Annotated in this window: 16 protein-coding genes; 12 read left to right on the top strand and 4 right to left on the bottom strand. The window is 71.3% G+C overall.

The features are described from left to right. Positions 1 to 9: 9 nt before the first annotated feature. From ABD331_RS06275 to ABD331_RS06305, 7 genes are read left to right on the top strand one after another with little or no spacing between them, the layout of a single operon-like run. Complete coding sequence (locus ABD331_RS06275) at positions 10 to 1626, top strand: ABC transporter substrate-binding protein (RefSeq protein ID WP_344471428.1); 1617 nt, start codon at positions 10 to 12, stop codon at positions 1624 to 1626. Further along, positions 1626 to 2585 (top strand): ABC transporter permease, encoded by a 960-nt coding sequence (locus ABD331_RS06280; RefSeq protein ID WP_344471430.1) that lies wholly within the window; start codon positions 1626 to 1628, stop codon positions 2583 to 2585. The genes ABD331_RS06275 and ABD331_RS06280 overlap by 1 nt, the downstream gene beginning before the upstream one ends. After that, the gene (locus ABD331_RS06285; RefSeq protein ID WP_344471432.1) at positions 2578 to 3405 is read left to right on the top strand and encodes an ABC transporter permease; all 828 of its coding nucleotides are present in this window, start codon (positions 2578 to 2580) and stop codon (positions 3403 to 3405) included. Before ABD331_RS06280 ends, ABD331_RS06285 begins: the two co-directional genes overlap by 8 nt. Further along, positions 3402 to 4367 (top strand): ABC transporter ATP-binding protein, encoded by a 966-nt coding sequence (locus ABD331_RS06290; RefSeq protein WP_344471434.1) that lies wholly within the window; start codon positions 3402 to 3404, stop codon positions 4365 to 4367. The genes ABD331_RS06285 and ABD331_RS06290 overlap by 4 nt, the downstream gene beginning before the upstream one ends. After that, positions 4364 to 5326, top strand: a complete 963-nt coding sequence (locus ABD331_RS06295) for an ABC transporter ATP-binding protein (RefSeq protein ID WP_344471436.1) — start codon at positions 4364 to 4366, stop codon at positions 5324 to 5326. The genes ABD331_RS06290 and ABD331_RS06295 overlap by 4 nt, the downstream gene beginning before the upstream one ends. Before the next feature lie 48 nt (positions 5327 to 5374). Continuing rightward, on the top strand, positions 5375 to 7129 hold the full coding sequence (locus ABD331_RS06300) for a gamma-glutamyltransferase family protein (protein ID WP_344471537.1): 1755 nt from the start codon (positions 5375 to 5377) through the stop codon (positions 7127 to 7129). Further along, complete coding sequence (locus ABD331_RS06305; RefSeq protein WP_344471438.1) at positions 7126 to 7866, top strand: sulfite exporter TauE/SafE family protein; 741 nt, start codon at positions 7126 to 7128, stop codon at positions 7864 to 7866. Before ABD331_RS06300 ends, ABD331_RS06305 begins: the two co-directional genes overlap by 4 nt. On the opposite strand, the gene ABD331_RS06310 is transcribed toward ABD331_RS06305, so the two are convergent. From ABD331_RS06310 to ABD331_RS06320, 3 genes are all read right to left on the bottom strand, one after another. Further along, the gene (locus ABD331_RS06310) at positions 7863 to 8948 is read right to left on the bottom strand and encodes a carboxylate-amine ligase (protein WP_344471441.1); all 1086 of its coding nucleotides are present in this window, start codon (positions 8946 to 8948) and stop codon (positions 7863 to 7865) included. The two genes, ABD331_RS06305 and ABD331_RS06310, sit on opposite strands and share 4 nt — an antisense overlap. A gap of 75 nt (positions 8949 to 9023) precedes the next feature. Next, positions 9024 to 9674 (bottom strand): M15 family metallopeptidase, encoded by a 651-nt coding sequence (locus tag ABD331_RS06315; protein ID WP_344471443.1) that lies wholly within the window; start codon positions 9672 to 9674, stop codon positions 9024 to 9026. Positions 9675 to 9686: 12 nt separating this feature from the next. Beyond that, positions 9687 to 10835, bottom strand: coding sequence for an ROK family transcriptional regulator (locus tag ABD331_RS06320; protein ID WP_344471445.1), 1149 nt, complete (start codon positions 10833 to 10835; stop codon positions 9687 to 9689). A gap of 136 nt (positions 10836 to 10971) precedes the next feature. Here ABD331_RS06320 and ABD331_RS06325 point away from each other — a divergent pair, with 136 nt between their 5' ends. From ABD331_RS06325 to ABD331_RS06340, 4 genes are all read left to right on the top strand, one after another. Beyond that, positions 10972 to 12285: an extracellular solute-binding protein gene (locus ABD331_RS06325; RefSeq protein WP_344471447.1), complete on the top strand. Its 1314-nt coding sequence runs from the start codon at positions 10972 to 10974 to the stop codon at positions 12283 to 12285. Positions 12286 to 12287: 2 nt separating this feature from the next. Continuing rightward, positions 12288 to 13301: a carbohydrate ABC transporter permease gene (locus tag ABD331_RS06330; RefSeq protein ID WP_344471449.1), complete on the top strand. Its 1014-nt coding sequence runs from the start codon at positions 12288 to 12290 to the stop codon at positions 13299 to 13301. Beyond that, positions 13298 to 14149 carry a carbohydrate ABC transporter permease gene (locus tag ABD331_RS06335; protein WP_344471451.1) on the top strand — a complete coding sequence of 284 codons (852 nt, stop codon included), beginning with the start codon at positions 13298 to 13300 and terminating at the stop codon, positions 14147 to 14149. The genes ABD331_RS06330 and ABD331_RS06335 overlap by 4 nt, the downstream gene beginning before the upstream one ends. A 64-nt stretch (positions 14150 to 14213) precedes the next feature. Beyond that, complete coding sequence (locus ABD331_RS06340) at positions 14214 to 15728, top strand: glycoside hydrolase family 3 protein (RefSeq protein WP_344471453.1); 1515 nt, start codon at positions 14214 to 14216, stop codon at positions 15726 to 15728. Positions 15729 to 15780: 52 nt separating this feature from the next. Here ABD331_RS06340 and ABD331_RS06345 read toward each other — a convergent pair whose 3' ends face one another. Then, a complete protein-coding gene (locus ABD331_RS06345) occupies positions 15781 to 16962 on the bottom strand; it encodes an ROK family transcriptional regulator (RefSeq protein ID WP_344471455.1) in 1182 nt (393 codons plus the stop codon). A 171-nt stretch (positions 16963 to 17133) separates the two neighbouring features. Here ABD331_RS06345 and ABD331_RS06350 point away from each other — a divergent pair, with 171 nt between their 5' ends. Beyond that, a complete protein-coding gene (locus ABD331_RS06350) occupies positions 17134 to 17583 on the top strand; it encodes an RrF2 family transcriptional regulator (protein WP_148439343.1) in 450 nt (149 codons plus the stop codon). Positions 17584 to 17762: the final 179 nt, after the last annotated feature.

The raw sequence follows: 17762 nt of genomic DNA on the forward strand, positions 1-17762 counted from the left end.
GGAGGCACCATGCGACCGTCCCCCAAGGTCGTCGCGGCGCTCATCACCCTCCCCCTCGCCCTGGCGGCCTGTGGCGGAGGCGGGACGAGCAACACGCCCGCGGCACCTAGTTCCATAGCCAGCGCCTCGGCCGACCACCGGTCGGTCAAGGGCGGCGGCACGCTCAACATCGCGCTCAACGCCGACCCCGACGCGCTGGACCCGAGCATCTCGACCACGCTCGTGGGCCGCGAGGTGTTCGCGAACATGTGCGAGAAGCTCTACGACATCGACGCCTCCTCCACCCTGATCCCGCAGCTCGCCGCGGCTCTGCCCGAGCTGTCGGACGGCGGCAAGGCAGTGACGATCAAGCTGCGCGAAGGCGTCAAGTTCAACGACGGCACCGCGCTGGACGCCGAGGCCGTCAAGAAGTCGCTGGACCGGCACCGCACCTGGGAGAAGTCCGCGCGGCAGGCCGACCTGGCCGCCGTGTCCAAGGTCGAGGTGGTCGACCCAGCGACGGTGAAGCTCACGCTCACGCAGCCGTTCACGCCGCTGACCGCGCAGCTCGCCGACCGCGCCGGCATGATCATGTCGCCGAAGGCGCTGGACTCCGAGGGCGACAACTTCGGCGCGAGCCCGGTGTGCGTCGGGCCGTTCAAGTTCGCGAGCCGCACCTCCGGCAGCCAGATCACGCTGGAGAAGGCCGCCGACTACTACGACGCCGCCAAGGTCAAGCTCGACAAGCTCGTATACAAAATCATCGTCGACCCCAACGTGCGGGCCGCCAACCTCAAGTCCGGCGACGTGCAGGTGGCCGACCAGCTCGCCACGAACACCGTCGCGGGCGTGCAGGCCGACCAGAACCTGACCGTCGTGTCCGGCGGCGGCCTGGGCTACTACGGCTTCCAGATCAACATCGGCAACGCCAAGGGCAGCACCGAGAAGCCCGGCCCGATCGACACGCCGCTGGGCAAGAGCCCCGAGCTGCGTGAGGCGTTCGAGCTGGCGCTCGACCGCGACGCGATCAACAAGGCCGTCTACAACGGGCTGCACGAGGTCGACTGCTACCCCGTCCCGATGGACAGCCCGTACCGGACGCAGGACCTGACCTGCCCCAAGCGTGACCTGGCCAAGGCCAAGCAGCTCGTGCAGGCGTCCGGCGTGCCGACGCCGATCGCGGTCACCCTCGCCACCCCGAACGACGCCGTCAACCAGCGCCTGGCGCAGGTCATCCAGTCGATGACCAAGGAGGCCGGCTTCAACGTCAGCGTGCAGACGGCCGAGTTCGTCAGCGTGCTGGAGCAGGGCAAGGCCGGCAAGTTCGACGTGCTGCTGAGCGGCTGGTCCGGCCGGGTGGACCCGGACGGCAACCTGACGAACCTGGTCACCACCCAGGGCAGCAACAACTACGCGGGCATGTCCGACGCCGGCATCGACGACCCGATCAAGCAGGCCGCCGCCGAGACGGACACCGCCAAGCGGGCCGAGCTGTACGGCAGCGCCATGAAGAAGGCCGCCGAGCTGCGTGGCGTCGTGTACCTGTACCACAACAAGTACTACCTCGGCATGCACAAGACCGTCGCCGGCGTCCAGTACTTCAAGGATGGTCTGCCCCGCTTCGTCACCGCCGGGTTCGCCGCCTGATGCTCTGGTTCATCCTCCGGCGCTGCGGGTCGGCCGTGCTCGTGCTGTTCCTGTCCAGTGTCCTGATCTTCCTGGGCGTGCGGGCGCTGCCCGGCGACCCTGCCACGGTCATGGCCGGGCAGGAGGCCTCGCCGGCCGCGGTCGAGGCCATCCGCAAGGAGTTCGGCCTGGACAAGCCGCTGCCCGCGCAGTACCTGGACTACGTCGGCCAGACCCTCACCGGCAACTTCGGCCGCTCGACCCAGGACCAGCTCCCCGTGGCTGACATCCTGGCCGAGCGGCTGCCGGTGACGCTGGAGCTGTCGCTGCTGGCCATGGTGGTCGCGATCGTCGTCGGCGTGGGGGCGGGCATCGTGGCCGCCGTCCGCCGCGGCAGGTTCGCCGACTACCTGGCCACCGGCTTCGGCCTGGCCGGCCTGTCGATCCCGCACTTCTGGCTGGGCCTGCTCGGCATCCTGCTGTTCGCGGTCACCTGGCGGGTGCTGCCCGCCTCCGGGTACGTGCCCTTCACCGAGGACCCGGCCGAGAACCTGAAGCGCATGATCCTGCCGGCCCTGGTGCTCGGCACCGGCTTCGCGGCGATCCTGATGCGGCAGACCCGCTCGGCCATGCTGGGCGCGCTGTCGGCCGACTACGTCAGGACCGCCAGGTCCAAGGGCCTGTCCGAGACCAAGGTGGTGGGCGCGCACGCGCTGCGCAACAGCCTGACGACCGTGGTGACGGTGCTCGGCCTGCAGCTCGGCGCGCTGATCAGCGGCGCCGTGGTGACCGAGCAGATCTTCGTCATCCCCGGCTTCGGCAAGCTCACCGTGGACGCGGTGCTCACCAGGAACTACCCCGTCATCCAGGCGGTCGTGCTGGTCACGGTCATCGGGTACGTCGTGGTGAACCTGCTGGTCGACATCGCCTACGCCTTCCTCAACCCCCGGATCAGGCTGTCGGGAGGCACCCGTGACTAGGCACTGGCGACGTTTCAGGCGGCGGCCGATGCCGATGGCGGGCCTGGTGCTGGTGGTCGCGTTCGTCCTGCTGGCCCTGCTCGGGCCGCTGGTGACGGGCGACCCGGCCGCGCAGGACTACCTGGCCACGCTGGCCGCCCCGTCGGGCGCCCACCCGATGGGCACCGACGACCTCGGCCGGGACGCCTTCGCGCGGATCGCGCACGGCGCCCAGGTGTCGCTGCAGGCGGGCGTGCTGTCCACGCTGCTGGCCATGGTGGTCGGCATCCCGATCGGGCTGGTCGCCGGCTTCTACCGGCGCTGGCTGGACCCGATCGTGATGCGGCTGGTGGACGTGACGCTGGCCTTCCCGTTCCTGGTGTTCGCGGTCGGCCTGGCGGCGATCATCGGGCCCTCGCTGAAGGGCGTGGTGCTGGCGCTGGGCTTCTCCCAGCTTCCCGCGATCATCCGGATCACCCGCGGCGAGGTGCTGGCGGTCAGGGAGATGGACTACGTGGCCGCGGCCATCGCCGACGGCGCGGGCGACGGCCACATCATCTTCCGCTACGTGCTGCCGAACTGCGCCAGCCCGCTCATCGTGCAGGCCACGGTGGCGATCCCGGCGGCGATCATCGGCGAGGCCACGCTGTCGTTCCTGGGTCTGGGCGTGCAACCGCCGACGCCGTCGTGGGGCGTGATGCTGACGACCGCGCAGCAGTACCTGAGCGACGCGCCGTGGCTGGCCGTCTGGCCCGGGTTGATGATCGCGCTGGCGACGCTCGGCTTCAACCTGCTGGGCGACGGGCTGCGTGACGTACTGGACCCGAGGAGCCACCGATGAGCCTGCTGGAGATCACCGACCTGAAGGTCGGCTTCGACACCGAGGACGGCCACGTCCAGGCGGTCAGGGACATCTCGCTCACCCTGGACGAGGGCGAGATCCTCGCGCTGTGCGGGGAGTCGGGCTGCGGCAAGTCGGTCACCGCCATGTCGATCCCCCGGCTGCTGCCGCCCGCCACGACGCGGCTGTCCGGCTCGATCAAGCTGGACGGCCGCGAGCTGACCACGCTGCCCGAGCCGCAGATGCGGCAGGTGCGCGGCAAGACCGTCTCGGTCGTCTTCCAGGAGCCGATGACCTCGCTGAACCCGTCGTTCACGGTCGGCTTCCAGATCACCGAGGTGCTGCGCAGGCACGAGAAGCTGTCGCGGCAGGCCGCCGGCAAGCGGGCCGTGGAGCTGCTGGAGCTGGTCGGCATCCCCGCGCCGGTGCGCCGGATGAAGGAGTACCCGCACCAGCTCTCCGGCGGCATGCGGCAGCGCGTGATGATCGCCATCGCGGTGGCCTGCTCGCCGCGCGTGCTGATCGCCGACGAGCCGACCACCGCCCTGGACGTGACGATCCAGGCGGGCGTGCTGGACGTGTTCCGCGACCTGCGCGACAGGCTCGGCACCGCGATCATCCTCATCACGCACGACCTGGGCGTGGTGGCCGACATCGCCGACAGGGCCATGGTCATGTACGCGGGCCGCGCCGTCGAGCAGGCTCCCGTGGCCGAGCTGTTCGCCAACCCGCGGCACCCGTACACGCTGGGCCTGATGAACGCCCTGCCCTCCGCCGCGGTCAACGGCCGTCTGGCGGAGATCCCCGGCATGGTGCCCTCGCCGCTGTCGGACCCCGACGAGTGCGCCTTCCAGGACCGCTGCCGGTTCGCCCAGGCGGACTGCCTGGCGTCCAGGCCCCTGCTCGAACGCCAGGCCGACCATCATCTGGCGGCCTGCTTCCACCCGGGAGGTCAGTCGTGATCCTGCGGATCGACAACCTGGTCAAGCACTACGGCCCCGTCCAGGCCGTGGACGGCCTGTCGCTGGAGATCGGCCAGGGCGAGGTGCTGGGCCTGGTCGGCGAGTCGGGCAGCGGCAAGTCCACGGTCGGCAAGTGCGTGCTGCGCCTGACCGAGCCGACCGCGGGCTCGATCGAGCTGGCCGGCAAGGACATCACGCATCTGTCGCGCCGGGCCATGCGCCCGCTGCGCAGGGACGTGCACATGGTCTTCCAGGACCCGTTCTCCTCGCTCAACCCGCGTTTCACGATCGAGCGGATCGTGGCCGAGCCGCTGCTGCGGCACAAGGTCACCGACCGGCGCGAGGTCGCGAACCGGGTGGCGGCCATGCTGGAGAAGGTCGGGCTGCGCCAGGAGATGCGCAAGCGTTTCCCGCACGAGCTGTCCGGCGGGCAGCGGCAGCGGGTGGGCCTGGCCAGGGCGCTGATCCTGGAGCCCAAGCTGGTCGTGGCGGACGAGCCGGTGTCGGCGCTGGACGTGTCCGTGCAGGCGTCGGTGCTCAACCTGATCACCGACTTGCAGCGGGACATGGGGTTCTCGTGCCTGTTCATCACGCATGACCTGTCGGTCGTGGAGTTCCTGGCCGACCGGATCGCGGTGATGTACCTGGGCAGAATCGTGGAGTCCGGGCCGACGGCCGAGATCTTCGCGCAGCCGCGGCATCCGTACACGCAGGCCCTGCTGTCGGCGGCGCCGGTGGCCGATCCCGCCAGGCAGCGGGAGCGGCGCAGGATCGTGCTCGGCGGCGACGTGCCGAGCCCGATGGACCCGCCGTCAGGATGCCGCTTCCACACGCGGTGCCCGCTCGCCTTCGACGAGTGCCGTACCTCCGAACCTCTGTTGAACGACCCGCGTGGCAGCGGTCACCCCGCCGCGTGCCACCTGGTAACGGCGGACCGCGTCCCCGACGCGGCCAAGTAAGGAGAAATCTTGTTCACCACCAGGCCCGAGCTGTCGGGCGACTTCGGCATGGTCGCCAGCACGCACTGGCTGGCCTCGGCCACCGGCATGGGCGTCCTGGAGCGCGGCGGCAACGCGTTCGACGCCGCGGTGGCCGCCGGGTTCGTGCTGCAGGTCGCCGAGCCGCATCTGAACGGCCCCGGCGGCGAGGTGCCGATCCTGTTGTGGAGCGAGGCCGAGCAGAAGGTGTCGGTCGTGTGCGGTCAGGGCGTGGCCCCCGCCGCGGCCACCATCGAGCGCTTCGCCGAGCTGGGCCTGGACGTCGTGCCCGGCACCGGCCTGCTGGCGGCGACCGTGCCGGGGGCGTTCGGCGGCTGGATGCTGATGCTGGAGCGCTGGGGCACGTGGTCGCTGGCCGACGTGCTGGCCCCGGCGATCCACTACGCCGAGCACGGCGTGCCGGTGCTGGAGCGGATCGCGGCCACGATCGAGTCGGTGCGTGAGCTGTTCGCGCAGGACTGGCCCACGTCGGCGGCCACCTGGCTGCCCGGCGGGGACGTTCCCCGGCCCGGCGCCAAGCTGGCCAACCCGGTGCTGGCCGCCACCTACCGCCGGCTGGTCGCGGAGGCGGAGGCCGCGTCGAGCACCCGCGAGGGCCAGCTCTCCGCCGCCAGGAAGGCCTGGTACGAGGGCTTCGTGGCCGAGGCGATCGCCGAATTCAGCGCGACGACGGCGTGGCGGGACAGCTCGGGCGAGGTGCACGGCGGCCTGCTGACGGGCGACGACCTGGCGGGCTGGTCGGCCTCGGTGGAGGAGCCGCTGACCTTCGACTACCAGGGCCACACGGTGGCCAAGACGGGCCCGTGGGGGCAGGGGCCCGCGTTCCTGCAGCAGCTCGCCCTGCTCGACGGGTTCGACCTGGACGGGATGGACTTCCTCGGCGCCGACTACCTGCACACGGTGACGGAGGCCGCCAAGCTGGCCTTCGCCGACCGCGAGGCCTGGTACGGCGACACCGGCGTGCCCATGGCCGACCTGCTGAGCCCGGCCTACAACGCCGAGCGGCGGCGGCTGATCGGCGACCGGGCCAGCCTGGAGCTGCGGCCCGGCGCGCCCGGCGGGCGAGCGCCCAAGCTGCCCGTCTTCCCCGACCCCGGCACGCTGAGCGACGCCCCGGGCCTGTCGGGCGCCCGCAAGCCACAGGGCGTCGGCGAGCCGACGGTCTCGCGGGACGGCATGGTCAAGGGCGACACCTGCCACGTGGACGTCGTGGACCGCTTCGGCAACATGGTGTCGGCCACCCCGAGCGGCGGCTGGCTGCAGAGCTCCCCCACCATCCCTGAGCTGGGCTTCTGCCTGGGCACCCGGGCCCAGATGTTCTGGCTGCAGGAGGACGTGGCGACCGCGCTGCGCCCCGGCACGCGCCCGCGTACGACGCTGTCGCCGTCGTTCGCGCTCAGGGACGGCAAGCCGTGGCTGGCGTTCGGCACCCCGGGCGGCGACCAGCAGGACCAGTGGAGCCTGAACTTCTTCCTCGCGGTCGTGCACGGCAAGCTGAACCTCCAGGAGGCCGTGGACGCCCCCATGTTCCACACCGAGCACTTCCCCAGCTCGTTCTTCCCGCGCGGCTCCCGCCCCGGCGTCGTGCACGTCGAGGACCGGGTGGATCCGGGCGTCATAGCGGAGTTGCGCCGGCGCGGGCACGAGGTCGAGGTGCAGGGCCCGTGGTCGCTCGGCCGGCTGAGCGCGGTCGCCCGTGACGGCGGCTTCCTCAAGGCCGCCGCGAACCCGCGTGGCGCCCAGGGCTACGCTGCCGGCCGATGACCGACCTGCTCTTCCTGGTCGGTGCCGGCCTGCTGGCCGGTGTGGTGAACGCCCTGGCGGGCGGGGGGACGCTGATCTCGTTCCCCGCCCTCCTGGCGCTGGGTTATCCGGGCCTGACCGCCACCGTGACGAACGCGGTGGCGCTGTGGCCCGGCTATCTGGGGGGTGTGCTCGGTTACCGGGCCGAGCTGAAGGGGCAGCGGCGCAGAGCCACCGTGCTGTCGGTCACGGCGGTGCTGGGGGCCTGCGTGGGCAGCTCGCTGCTGCTGCTCACGCCGGGCAAGCTGTTCGAGTCGATGGTGCCGTGGCTGGTGGCGTTCGCCAGCCTCGCCCTGCTGGCGCAGCCGTGGCTGCGCAAGCTCATCGGGGGTGAGGAGAGCGGCCGCACGAGCCGGCTGGTCTACGCTGGAACGTTCCTCGGCGGCTGCTACGGCGCCTACTTCAACGGCGGCATGGGCGTGGTGCTGCTGACCGTGCTGGGCCTGTTCCTGCACGACAACCTGCACCGGGTCAACGCCGTGCGGGCCGTGCTCTCGCTGGTCGTCAGCTCGGTGTCGGTCGTCGCGTTCTCGCTGTTCGGGCCCGTGGAGTGGAAGGCCGCCGCGGTGATCGCGCCGGCCAGCCTGGTGGGCGGCTTGCTCGGCACGAAGCTGGCCAGGCTGATGCCCGCCAAGGTGCTGCGGGGCGTGGTCGTCGCGTTCGGCCTGGGGGTCGCGGTCGCGCTGGCCCTGCATTAGGCGACGGTCGCCTCGATGAGGTCGTCCACCACCTCTTCGAGCGCGTTCGCCTTCGCGTACGCCCGCCGCTGCCGCATCGCCCCCGACCCCGAGCGCAGCAGCCGGTCGAGGCCCTCCTGGATGAACGTCAGGTCACCGGCCTCGGCCAGCGCCGGGCGTACGTGCTCCAGCAGGCGCCCGGCCAGCACCGCCGCCGGCACGAGCGTGCCGTGCCGCACGTCGAGGCTGTCGCCCTGCAGCCCGTAGCGGGCGGCCCGCCAGTAGGCGGCGCGCAGCACCTCGGCCGGCACGGGCAGCCCGCGGTCGCCGCGCGCGACGGCGGACAGCGCGGTGACCACCAGCCCGCGGATGAGCCCGATCAGGGTGAGGCTGTCGGCCACGTCGAGCGGCACGTCGGCCACCCTGATCTCCACGGTGGGCAGGCGCGGCGAGGGGCGGGTGTCCCAGTAGACGGTCTTGGGGTCGAGCAGCACGCCCGAGTCGCCCAGCGAGCGCAGGGCCAGCTCGTACGCGTCGAACGACGGGAAGTACGGCGGCGCGCCGGAGACCGGCCACCGGCCCCAGCTGATCACCCTCCAGGAGGCGTACCCGGTGTCGCGGCCGACGAAGAACGGCGAGTTGGCGGCCAGCGCGATCAGCGTCGGCAGCCAGGGCCGCAGATGGTTGCCCACGTAGACGGCGTGCTCGGGGTCGGGCACGTCCACGTGCACGTGCAGGGCGCAGATGCTGATCTCGTCCTGCAGCGCCCGGTAGAGCGTGCGGCCCTCGTGGTAGCGGACGTCGTCGGTGAGCGGCGGCGGCATGACGTTGCCCAGGACGGGGATGCCACTGGCGACGACGGCCAGGCCGCACGAGCGGGCCGCCCCCGCCACCTCCTTTCGCGCGGCGCGCAGTTGCGAGCCGAGCTCGCTCAGGTCGGCGGACGGCGGCGTGCGGGCCTCCACCTGGAATCGGGTGATTTCATGCACCACGTCGAGCATGTCCGTCGCGGCGGCCAGAACCTCGGCCGCCCGGGGAGCCACGTGGCGGGTGCTGGGATCGACGATGAGGTACTCCTCCTCGATCCCGATGAGTGGAACCATGCCCACACCTCGCTGGGAGTCCAACCCTCCGTAAGGAGTTGTGCCCCTACCTCACCCCCCGGAAAACCCGGGTTGTCAGAAGGTGAACTCCACGGGGCCGTAGAGTGCGTGGCCGGCGCTAATGGACATGGCCCAGTAGCGGTCGCCGTACGACCAGTGCCACCACTCGGTGGGGTAGTTGACCAGCCCGGCGGGCTCCAGGGCGGCGGCGAGCAGCTTGCGGTGGGCGCGGGCGTCGTCGGAGATGTTCGGGGCCGCGGTGTAGCAGGCGCCGGAGCTCTGCTCGGGGTTGTCGTTGACCGCGGTGCCCATGTCGTACTCGGCGCCGTCGGGCGCGCACAGCGTCAGGTCCACGGCGGCGCCGGCGGTGTGCGGGGCGACCTCGACCGGGGAGACGTAGCGGCTGGCGGCCACGTACGACTCCTCCGGCGGCAGGTGGGAGAGCGTGGCGCGGTACTCGTCGAAGATCTGCCGCTGCGTCGCGACGGGGCGGTAGCCCTCGACGATCAGCAGGTGGTAGCCGTCGGGCAACAGGCTCTCCGCGTGCTCCAGGCGCCGCAGCACGCCGGCCCGCAGGTGCGCGTAGGCGCCCTGCCCGTCGGCCATGCGCGTGTCCACGCGCAGCCGCCCGCGCACGTCCGCGAGCGGTTCGCCGCACTCTTGCACCGGGAGGGAGGTCACGCGGGGGTCCGAGATCAGCACGACATCGTTCGAGGACTGCCACATGGGCAAGAATTCTCACACAGTGTCGGAGAAGACCTGCTCCCGGGCCTGTTCCAGGGCGGCCACCAGGGCGCCGCGCAGCACGGGGTTCCCGGCGACCGTGGTGGTGACGACGGTGGGGCGGCTCGGGCAGACCCGGGCGACGGCCTCCTGCACCTTGGCCGCCAGCCGCTCGCCGCCCGCGCGGCCGATGTCGCCGCTGAGCACGATGAGGCCGGGGTCGAGGACGACGGTGACGGCCGCCGCGCCCAGGGCCAGCCGGGCGGCCACGGCGTCGAGGTAGCCCTCGTCGCCGCCGCGTACCAGGTCGGGCACCGTGTGGCCGCTGACGCCGCGCTCGTCGGCCAGCCCGCGCAGGGCGTCGTGGCCCACCAGGCGCTGGAACGAGCCGGTCTGCGGGCGGGCGACGTCGGTCGGCAGCGGCTCGCCGGGGACGGGCAGCCAGCCGATCTCGCCCGCGCCGCCGGTGATGCCCCGGTGCAGCCGGCCGCCCAGCATGACGCCGAGGCCCTGGCCGACGCCCGCCCAGACGACCACGAAGTCGTCGTGGCCGACGGCGGCGCCGTAGCGGTGCTCGGCCAGGGCGACCAGGTTGACGTCGTTCTCGATGGTCACCGAGGCGCCGAGCGTCTCGCGCAGGCTGGCCAGCACGCCGACGTGCCAGGCGGGCAGGTCGACCGAGATGCGCACGTCGCCGGTGGCCGGGTCGACGACGCCGCGGGTGCCGATGACGAACGCGCGCAGTTGCGAGAGGCTGACGCTGGCGGCGTCGCACGCCCGCTGCACGGCGGCGTGCACCGCCTTGACCGGATCGCGCCCGTCGGAGGGGTTGACGGTGATCTCGACCACGACTCTGCCTGTGATGTCGGCCACACCGACCGTGAGACTTTCTGGCAGGACCTCCAGCCCGGCGACGTACGCGCTCGACGGGACCACGGCATACAGGGCCGCGTGCGGCCCCCTGCCTCCCGCGCGCTCGCCCGCGACCTCGACCAGACCCCGTTCCTCCAGGCGCGCGAGAAGCTGACCTGCGGTTACCTTGGAGAGCCCGGTCCGCTCACCGAGCTCGGCACGGGTGAGAGGACCGTCTCCGAGGAGCAGTTCGAGTGCCGCGCGGTCGTTCAGCCGGCGCAGCAACCGGGGGGTTCCCGGGTCTCGGCTCATCGGCGCACCCTTCTCGTCACGATCGGCTAACGAGCGTTTCTTTTAAGAAAGTTTCTTGTTAGTTTACCAGCATCGTTCGGATTTGACGATCAGCCTGGTGCGGACCGTAGGCCAGCACCCGGGAAGGGAGAACCCTGTGAGGATCGCGAAGATCACAGCCACTACGGTCACCACGGCCGCGCTGGCTCTGGGCCTGGCCGCTTGCGGTGGCTCCAGTGAACAGCCCCCCACGTCCTCACCCAGCGCCGCAGCCTCCGGCCCCGCGTACGCCGGCAAGACGTTGAGCGTCTGGCGGCTCGGCGACAGCAACCCCGCCGCCGCCAAGTACATGGAAGAGCTGAACGCCGAGTTCACCAAGACGACCGGCGCGCAGGTCAAGCTGGAGTGGATCCCGTGGCCGCAGGTCGCGGACAAGTTCGCCGCCGCCGCCACCGGCACGGGCCCGGACGTGACCGAGATCGGCAACGACCAGGTGCCGATGTGGCAGAGCCAGGACGCGCTCACGGCCATCACCGACATCGCCCGCGAGGGCGACCGCTCGCAGATCCCCCAGAACCTCTACGGCTACGAGACCGTGGACAACGAGATCTACGCCATCCCGTGGGGCGCGGGGGCCCGCGCGGTGCTCTACCGCAAGGACTGGTTCGAAGAGCTCAAGATCGAGACGCCCAAGACCTGGGACGAGCTCGTCGCCGCCGCCAAGAAGATCCAGGCCGAGAAGAAGGGCGTGGACGGCTTCGCCTTCAACGGCGGCTCGGACGCCAACCACCTGCTGGCGGCCTTCGCCTGGGCCGAGGGCGGCGAGTACGCCGTCAAGGAGGGCGACAAGTGGGTCGGCAAGCTCACCGAGCCCGCCTTCGCCGCCGGCTTCGGCACCTACACCGGCCTGGTCACCGACGGCCTGTCCAGTAAGGCGAACCTGACGCAGAACACCACGGACATCCGGACGCGCTTCGCCAACAACAAGGTCGCGATGTACCTCACCGCCGCCTGGGACCTGTCGGGCATCGAGGAGGACTCCAAGGGCAAGCTGAAGGGCGACAAGCTCGGCTTCTTCCCGCTGCCCGCCAAGACCGGCGGCGTCGCGCCCTCCTTCTTCGGCGGCAACGACATCGCGCTGTGGGGCACCACCCAGCAGGCCGACCTGGGCAAGGAGTACATCAAGCTGGCCACCAGCAAGACCTGGGCCGACCGGTACGCCAAGGAGGGCGGCCTGCTCCCCGTCTACCCCGACACCCTCCAGGCCATGAACGAGGACCCGGCGCAGGGCCCGTTCGCCCAGGCCTTCGCCAAGGCCAAGGCCTTCCCCGCCGACCCCAACTGGTCTGAGGCCGACGCGACCAAGGCCGTGCTGCAGAACGCCGCGCGGGCCGTCATCGAGGGCAAGAAGGACGCCACCACCGCCCTCGCGGACGCCAACAAGGAACTCGAAGAGATCCTGAACCAGTAACGATGGCGAACACGACAACGGTCGCCCGGGGCAGGGGCTCGTCCCCGCCCCCGGGCCACCGGCGTAACAGGAACAGCGGGAGGGCACGGGCCACCGGGCTGCCGGTGTGGAGCATCCCGTACGTGCTGCTCGTGCCCGGCCTGGTGGTCATCGGCGGGCTGCTGCTCTACCCGATGTTCCAGCTCATCGTCATGTCGTTCCAGAAGGTCGGCCTGGCGCAGATCCGGGGCACCAGGCCCGCCGAGTGGGTCGGCCTGGAGAACTTCGAGAAGATCTTCGCCAACGACATCTTCTGGTCGGCGCTGCGCAACACCGTGGCCTTCGCCTTCGTCGCCGTCAGCCTCACCCTGATCGTGGGCACCGCGGTCGGCGTGCTGCTGAACAAGCTCGGCAAGAAGATGTCGCTGTTCGTGGTCGTCGGCTGCATGTTCGCCTGGGCCGTGCCGCCCGTGGCGCAGGGCGTCATCTGGCGCTCCCTGTTCGACGCCGAGGCCGGCATCGTCAACTGGCTGCTGAACCTGCTGCCCGACTGGCTGGCCGCCCCGCCCGACGGGCAGGAGAGCTGGACCGGCACGCCCTGGCTCAACGAGACCGTCCCCCTCTACATCGCGCTGACCGTCTGCGTGGTGTGGGCGGGCTTCCCGTTCATCGCCGTCTCGGTGCTGGCCGGCCTCAAGGGCATCCCCGCCGAGCTGTACGAGGCCGCCAAGGTGGACGGCTCAGGCGCGTGGCACACGTTCAGGAAGATCACGCTGCCGATGCTCAAGCCGGTCTTCGCCGTGCTGACGGTGCTGTCGATCATCTGGGACTTCAAGTGCTTCAGCCAGTTGTACGTGCTCATGAACGGCCCCACCAACCGTGACGGCTTCAACCTGTCGATGTACTCCGTCGCCGAGGCGTTCAAGCCCCCGCAGAAGCTGGGCACCGGCGCGGCGATCTCCGTGGTGCTGACGATCATCCTGCTGATCATCACCGTGGTGTACGTCAGGCAGATCGTGAAGCAGGAGGAGATGTGACCCCGCTCGCACGCAAGAGGCTCGGCAAGGTCCTGCTGAACGCCGCCGGCATCGCGGTCTTCGTCTACGCCGTCTTCCCCGTCTACTGGATGGTCGCCACCGGCTTCAAGGCGAACGACCAGATCTTCACCACCGAGTTCATCCCGTTCCCGACGCACTTCACCTTCGAGCACTTCGAGCGGGTGCTCACCGAAGGCGTCGCGAACAACTCCATCTGGCTCTACCTGCGCAACAGCGCGATCGTGGCGCTCGGCACCGTGCTCATCGGCTCCGCGTTCGCGCTGCTGTCGGCCACCGCCATCGCGCGCTTCAACTTCAAGGGCCGGGGCACGTTCCTGGTGCTGCTGCTGATCGTGCAGATGCTGCCGGCCGAGGGCCTGCTCATCCCGCTGTACATGATGGTCAAGCGAGCCGGGCTCGGCGACCAGCTCATCGGGCTGATCGTCACCCAGGTCGCGCTGACGCTGCCGTTCGCCGTGTGGATGTTGCGCACGTTCGTCGCCGCGGTGCCCAGGTCGCTGGAGGAGGCCGCCTGGATCGACGGCGCCGGGCGCATGACGACCTTCTGGAAGGTGCTCTTCCCGCTGGTCGCGCCCGGGCTGGTCGCCACCAGCATCTTCTCCTTCATCACCGCCTGGAACGACCTGGTCTTCGCCCTCTACCTGATGTCCGGGTCCGAGGGATACACGATGCCCGTCGCCCTGCAGTACTTCTTCGGCCAGAAGGGCGTCGACTGGGGAGCCATCATGGCCGGCTCGACGCTGATGACGATCCCGGTCGTCATCTTCTTCCTGCTGGTGCAACGCCGCATGGTCACCGGCCTGACCGCCGGGGCCGTGAAGGGCTGACAAGTTCACGCGTACGGTGCCGCCGGCACCGTACCCCACCCTGCCTTGATACGGATGAGGAGCCATGAGTCAGAGTGATCGGGGGCTGCGCCGACTCGCGGCCGGCACACTGCTCGTCGCCTTCCAGGGCACCACGGCGCCCGACTGGGTGCTGCGCGAGCTGGAGCACGGCCTCGGCGGCGTGACGCTCTTCGGCTTCAACGTGGCCGACCCCGGCCAGGTGCTCGCCCTGACCACCGCGCTGAGGGGAGCCGGTGAGCCCGTCATCTCGCTCGACGAGGAGGGCGGGGACGTGACGCGGCTGGCCTACCACGTCGGCAGCCCGTACCCGGGCAACGCGGCGCTGGGGGCCGTGGACGACGTGGAGCTGACCCGCCGCGTCTACCGGGCCATCGGGTCCGAACTGGCCGCCTGCGGCATCAACCTGGACATGGCGCCCAGCGCCGACGTCAACACCGAGGCCGACAACCCGGTCATCGGCACCCGCTCGTTCGGCACAGAACCGGCGCTGGTGGCCAGGCACACGGTCGCCGCCGTCGAAGGGCTCCAGTCGGTGAACGTGGCCGCCTGCGTCAAGCACTTCCCCGGCCACGGCGCCACCCGCGTCGACTCCCACCTGGCCGTCCCCGTCGTGGACGTCGGCCTGGACGTGCTGCGGGAACGAGAGCTGGCGCCCTTCCGCGCCGCCATCGGCGCGGGCGCCAAGTCGGTGATGACCGCGCACGTCGCGGTGCCGGCGGTGACGGGCCAGACGCCCGCGACGCTGTCCGGCGCCGCACTGACCGGGCTCCTCAGGGGCGAGCTCGGTTACGACGGCGTGGTCGTCACCGACGCCCTCGACATGCAGGCGATCACCAGGAGCGTCGGCCTCGCCGGCGGCGCCGTGCTCACCCTCGCCGCCGGGGCCGACCTGCTGTGCCTGGGGCCGCTGCCGACGTACGACGACGTGCAGGCGATCATCACCGAGATCGTCGCCGCCGTGCGCGAGGGGCGGCTGCCCGCGTCCAGGCTGGAGGAGGCGGCCGCGCGGGTGACCGCGCTGCGCTCCTGGGCCGCCGCGCCCGGACAGGCCGCGCCCGAACGGAACGGGACGGAGCTGAACGGGGCAGGGCTGAACGGCGCAGGGCAGAACGGGACGGGGCAGAACGGCGCCGGGCAGCCCGGGGTGGGCCTGCACGCCGCCCGCCGCGCCGTCCAGCTCAGCGGGGCCGCCTCCCCGCTCGTCGAACCCCTGGTCGTCGAGGTGGACACCCCGCCGACCATCGCCGTGGGAGACGTGCCGTGGGGGGTCGGGCCGTGGCTGCCCGACGCCGAGATCGTCCGCGTCAAGCCCGCCGCCGCCGACGTCGCGGGGCTGCTGGCCAAGGCGGAGGGACGGTCCCTCGTCGTCGTGGTCAAGGACGCCCACCGGCATCCCGAGAGCCGATCCCTGGTCTCCGCACTGGTGTCGGCCCGGCCTGACACCACGGTGATCGAGATGGGGCTGCCCGTGTGGCGGCCGGACAGCGCGGCCTACATCGCCACGTACGGGGCCGCCAGGGCCAACGCCCAGGCCGCCATCGAGCTCCTCACCGCCTGACCGGCACCACGCGCAACGCCCCGCCTCTCCTGTGGGGCCTTGCGCCTGTTCCTCAGGAGGTCAGCAGCTCCTCGCGCGCCCGATCCAGCGCCGCCAGCACGGCCCCACGCAACACCGGGTTTTTGTGGGTCACCGTGGTGGTGACCACCTGAGGCCGCACCGGGCAGATCCGCGCCACCGCCTCCTCCACCCTGGACGCCAGCGCCCTGCCCCCGGCATGCCCCACCTCCCCGGCCAGCACCACCAGGCCGGGGTCGAGGATCACGCACACCGCCGCCACGCCCAGGGCCAGCCGCTGCGCGACCTCGTCCAGCAACGGCTCACCCTCGGCCCCCGCCGCCACCGCCACCTTGACGCACTCGGTGGCGCTCTCCGCGGCGAACCCGTAGCTCCGCGCCAGCTCGGTCACCGCCTCCGCGCTGACCAGCGACTGCAGCCCGCCGGCCAGCGACGGCAGCCGCCCCGGCAGCGTACGGATGTCCTCGGGCAGCGGCACCCCCGGCACCGGCAGGTAGCCGATCTCCCCCGCGCTGCCCGAACGCCCCCGGTGCAGCTTGCCGCCGAGCGTGATGGCCAGCCCGAGCCCGCGGCTGGCCCACAGCAGCACGAAGTCGTCGAGCCCCTGAGCGGCGCCGTCGACGCGTTCGGCGATGGCGGCGAGGTTCACGTCGTTCTCGATGGTCACCTGACGCCGCAGATCGCCCGCCAGCGCCTCGTGGATGCCCTCGTGCCAGCCCGGCAGGTCGAAGGAGAACCGGATGTCGCCGCTGCGCGGATCGACCACGCCGGGCGTGCCGATCACGACGCCGCGCAGCTTGGCGAGGCTCACCTTGGCGCTGCGGCACGCCTTCACGATCGCCCCGTGCACCACCGACACCGGGTCGTCGTGGCCGTCGGGATCGACGGTGACCTCGGCGATGGTGTTGCCGTGGATGTCGGCGACGGCCGTGGAGATCAGCTCGGGGCCGACCTCCAGGCCGGCCACGTACGCGCTGGAGGCGATCACCGAGTACAGCGCCGCGTTGGGCCCCCGCCCGCCGGCCTGCGTGCCGACCACCTCGACCAGCCCGCGCTCCTCGAGCCGCGCCAGCGTCTGCGAGGCCGTGACCTTGGACAGACCGGTCAGGTTGCCGATCTGCCCCCGCGTCATGGGACCGGTCGCCAGCAACAGCTCCAGCGCGGCCCGGTCATTGATCTCCCTGAGCAATCTGGGCACACCAGGGCGTCGCTCCACGCTGAATCCCACCGTCAAATCGAAAAGGTTGTTGGAAGTTTAGCGCTCCCATTCTTGCCTGGTGTGAACGCCGATTTCCGCACCTGGGACGGGCCCGGCGTAATCAGATCTTGTGTCCCTTCTGGCAAGCTTGCGCCTAACCAGTCTTGACCAGGAGGGATAATCGAGAACATGCGCCTATCCGCTCGTGTCGACTACGCCCTCCGCGCCGCCGCTGAACTTGCCGCAGCCGGTGCAGGCCCGACTACCGTGGGCGAGCTCGCCAAGGAGCAGGACATGCCGCCCAAGTACCTGGAGAACATCCTGCTGCAGATGCGCCGCGCCGGGCTGGTGCGCGGGCAGCGCGGGCCCGAGGGCGGCTACGTGCTGGCCAGGCCCGCCTCCGAGATCTCCCTCGCCGACGTGATCCGCGCCGTGGACGGGCCGCTGGCCAACGTACGCGGTGAGCGGCCCGAGCACGTCGGGTACCGGGGGCCCGCGGAGTCGTTGCAGCAGGTGTGGATCGCGTTGCGGGCCACGGAGCGGTCGATCCTGGAGGAGGTCACGCTGGAGCAGGTCTCCTCGGGCGCGCTTCCCGAGCGCATCCGCCAGCTCGCCTCCGACCCCGCCGCCTGGGACTGACCACCCACACCCCGCGCACGCCCGTTCGAAGACCACCGGGCGCGCCCCGCCACCCACCGCGCCACGCCGGGGTTTCGCGATGCCGTGACGCCCACCACGCGTGCCGGGCCGCTCGCCGGGCCGATGCGCTCGCAGGAGCCGTGCCGGGGCGCTCGCCGGGCGCGCGTCGGGGGCGGTTG

It is taken from the genome of Nonomuraea monospora (assembly GCF_039531895.1).
GTDB lineage: Bacteria > Actinomycetota > Actinomycetes > Streptosporangiales > Streptosporangiaceae > Nonomuraea > Nonomuraea monospora.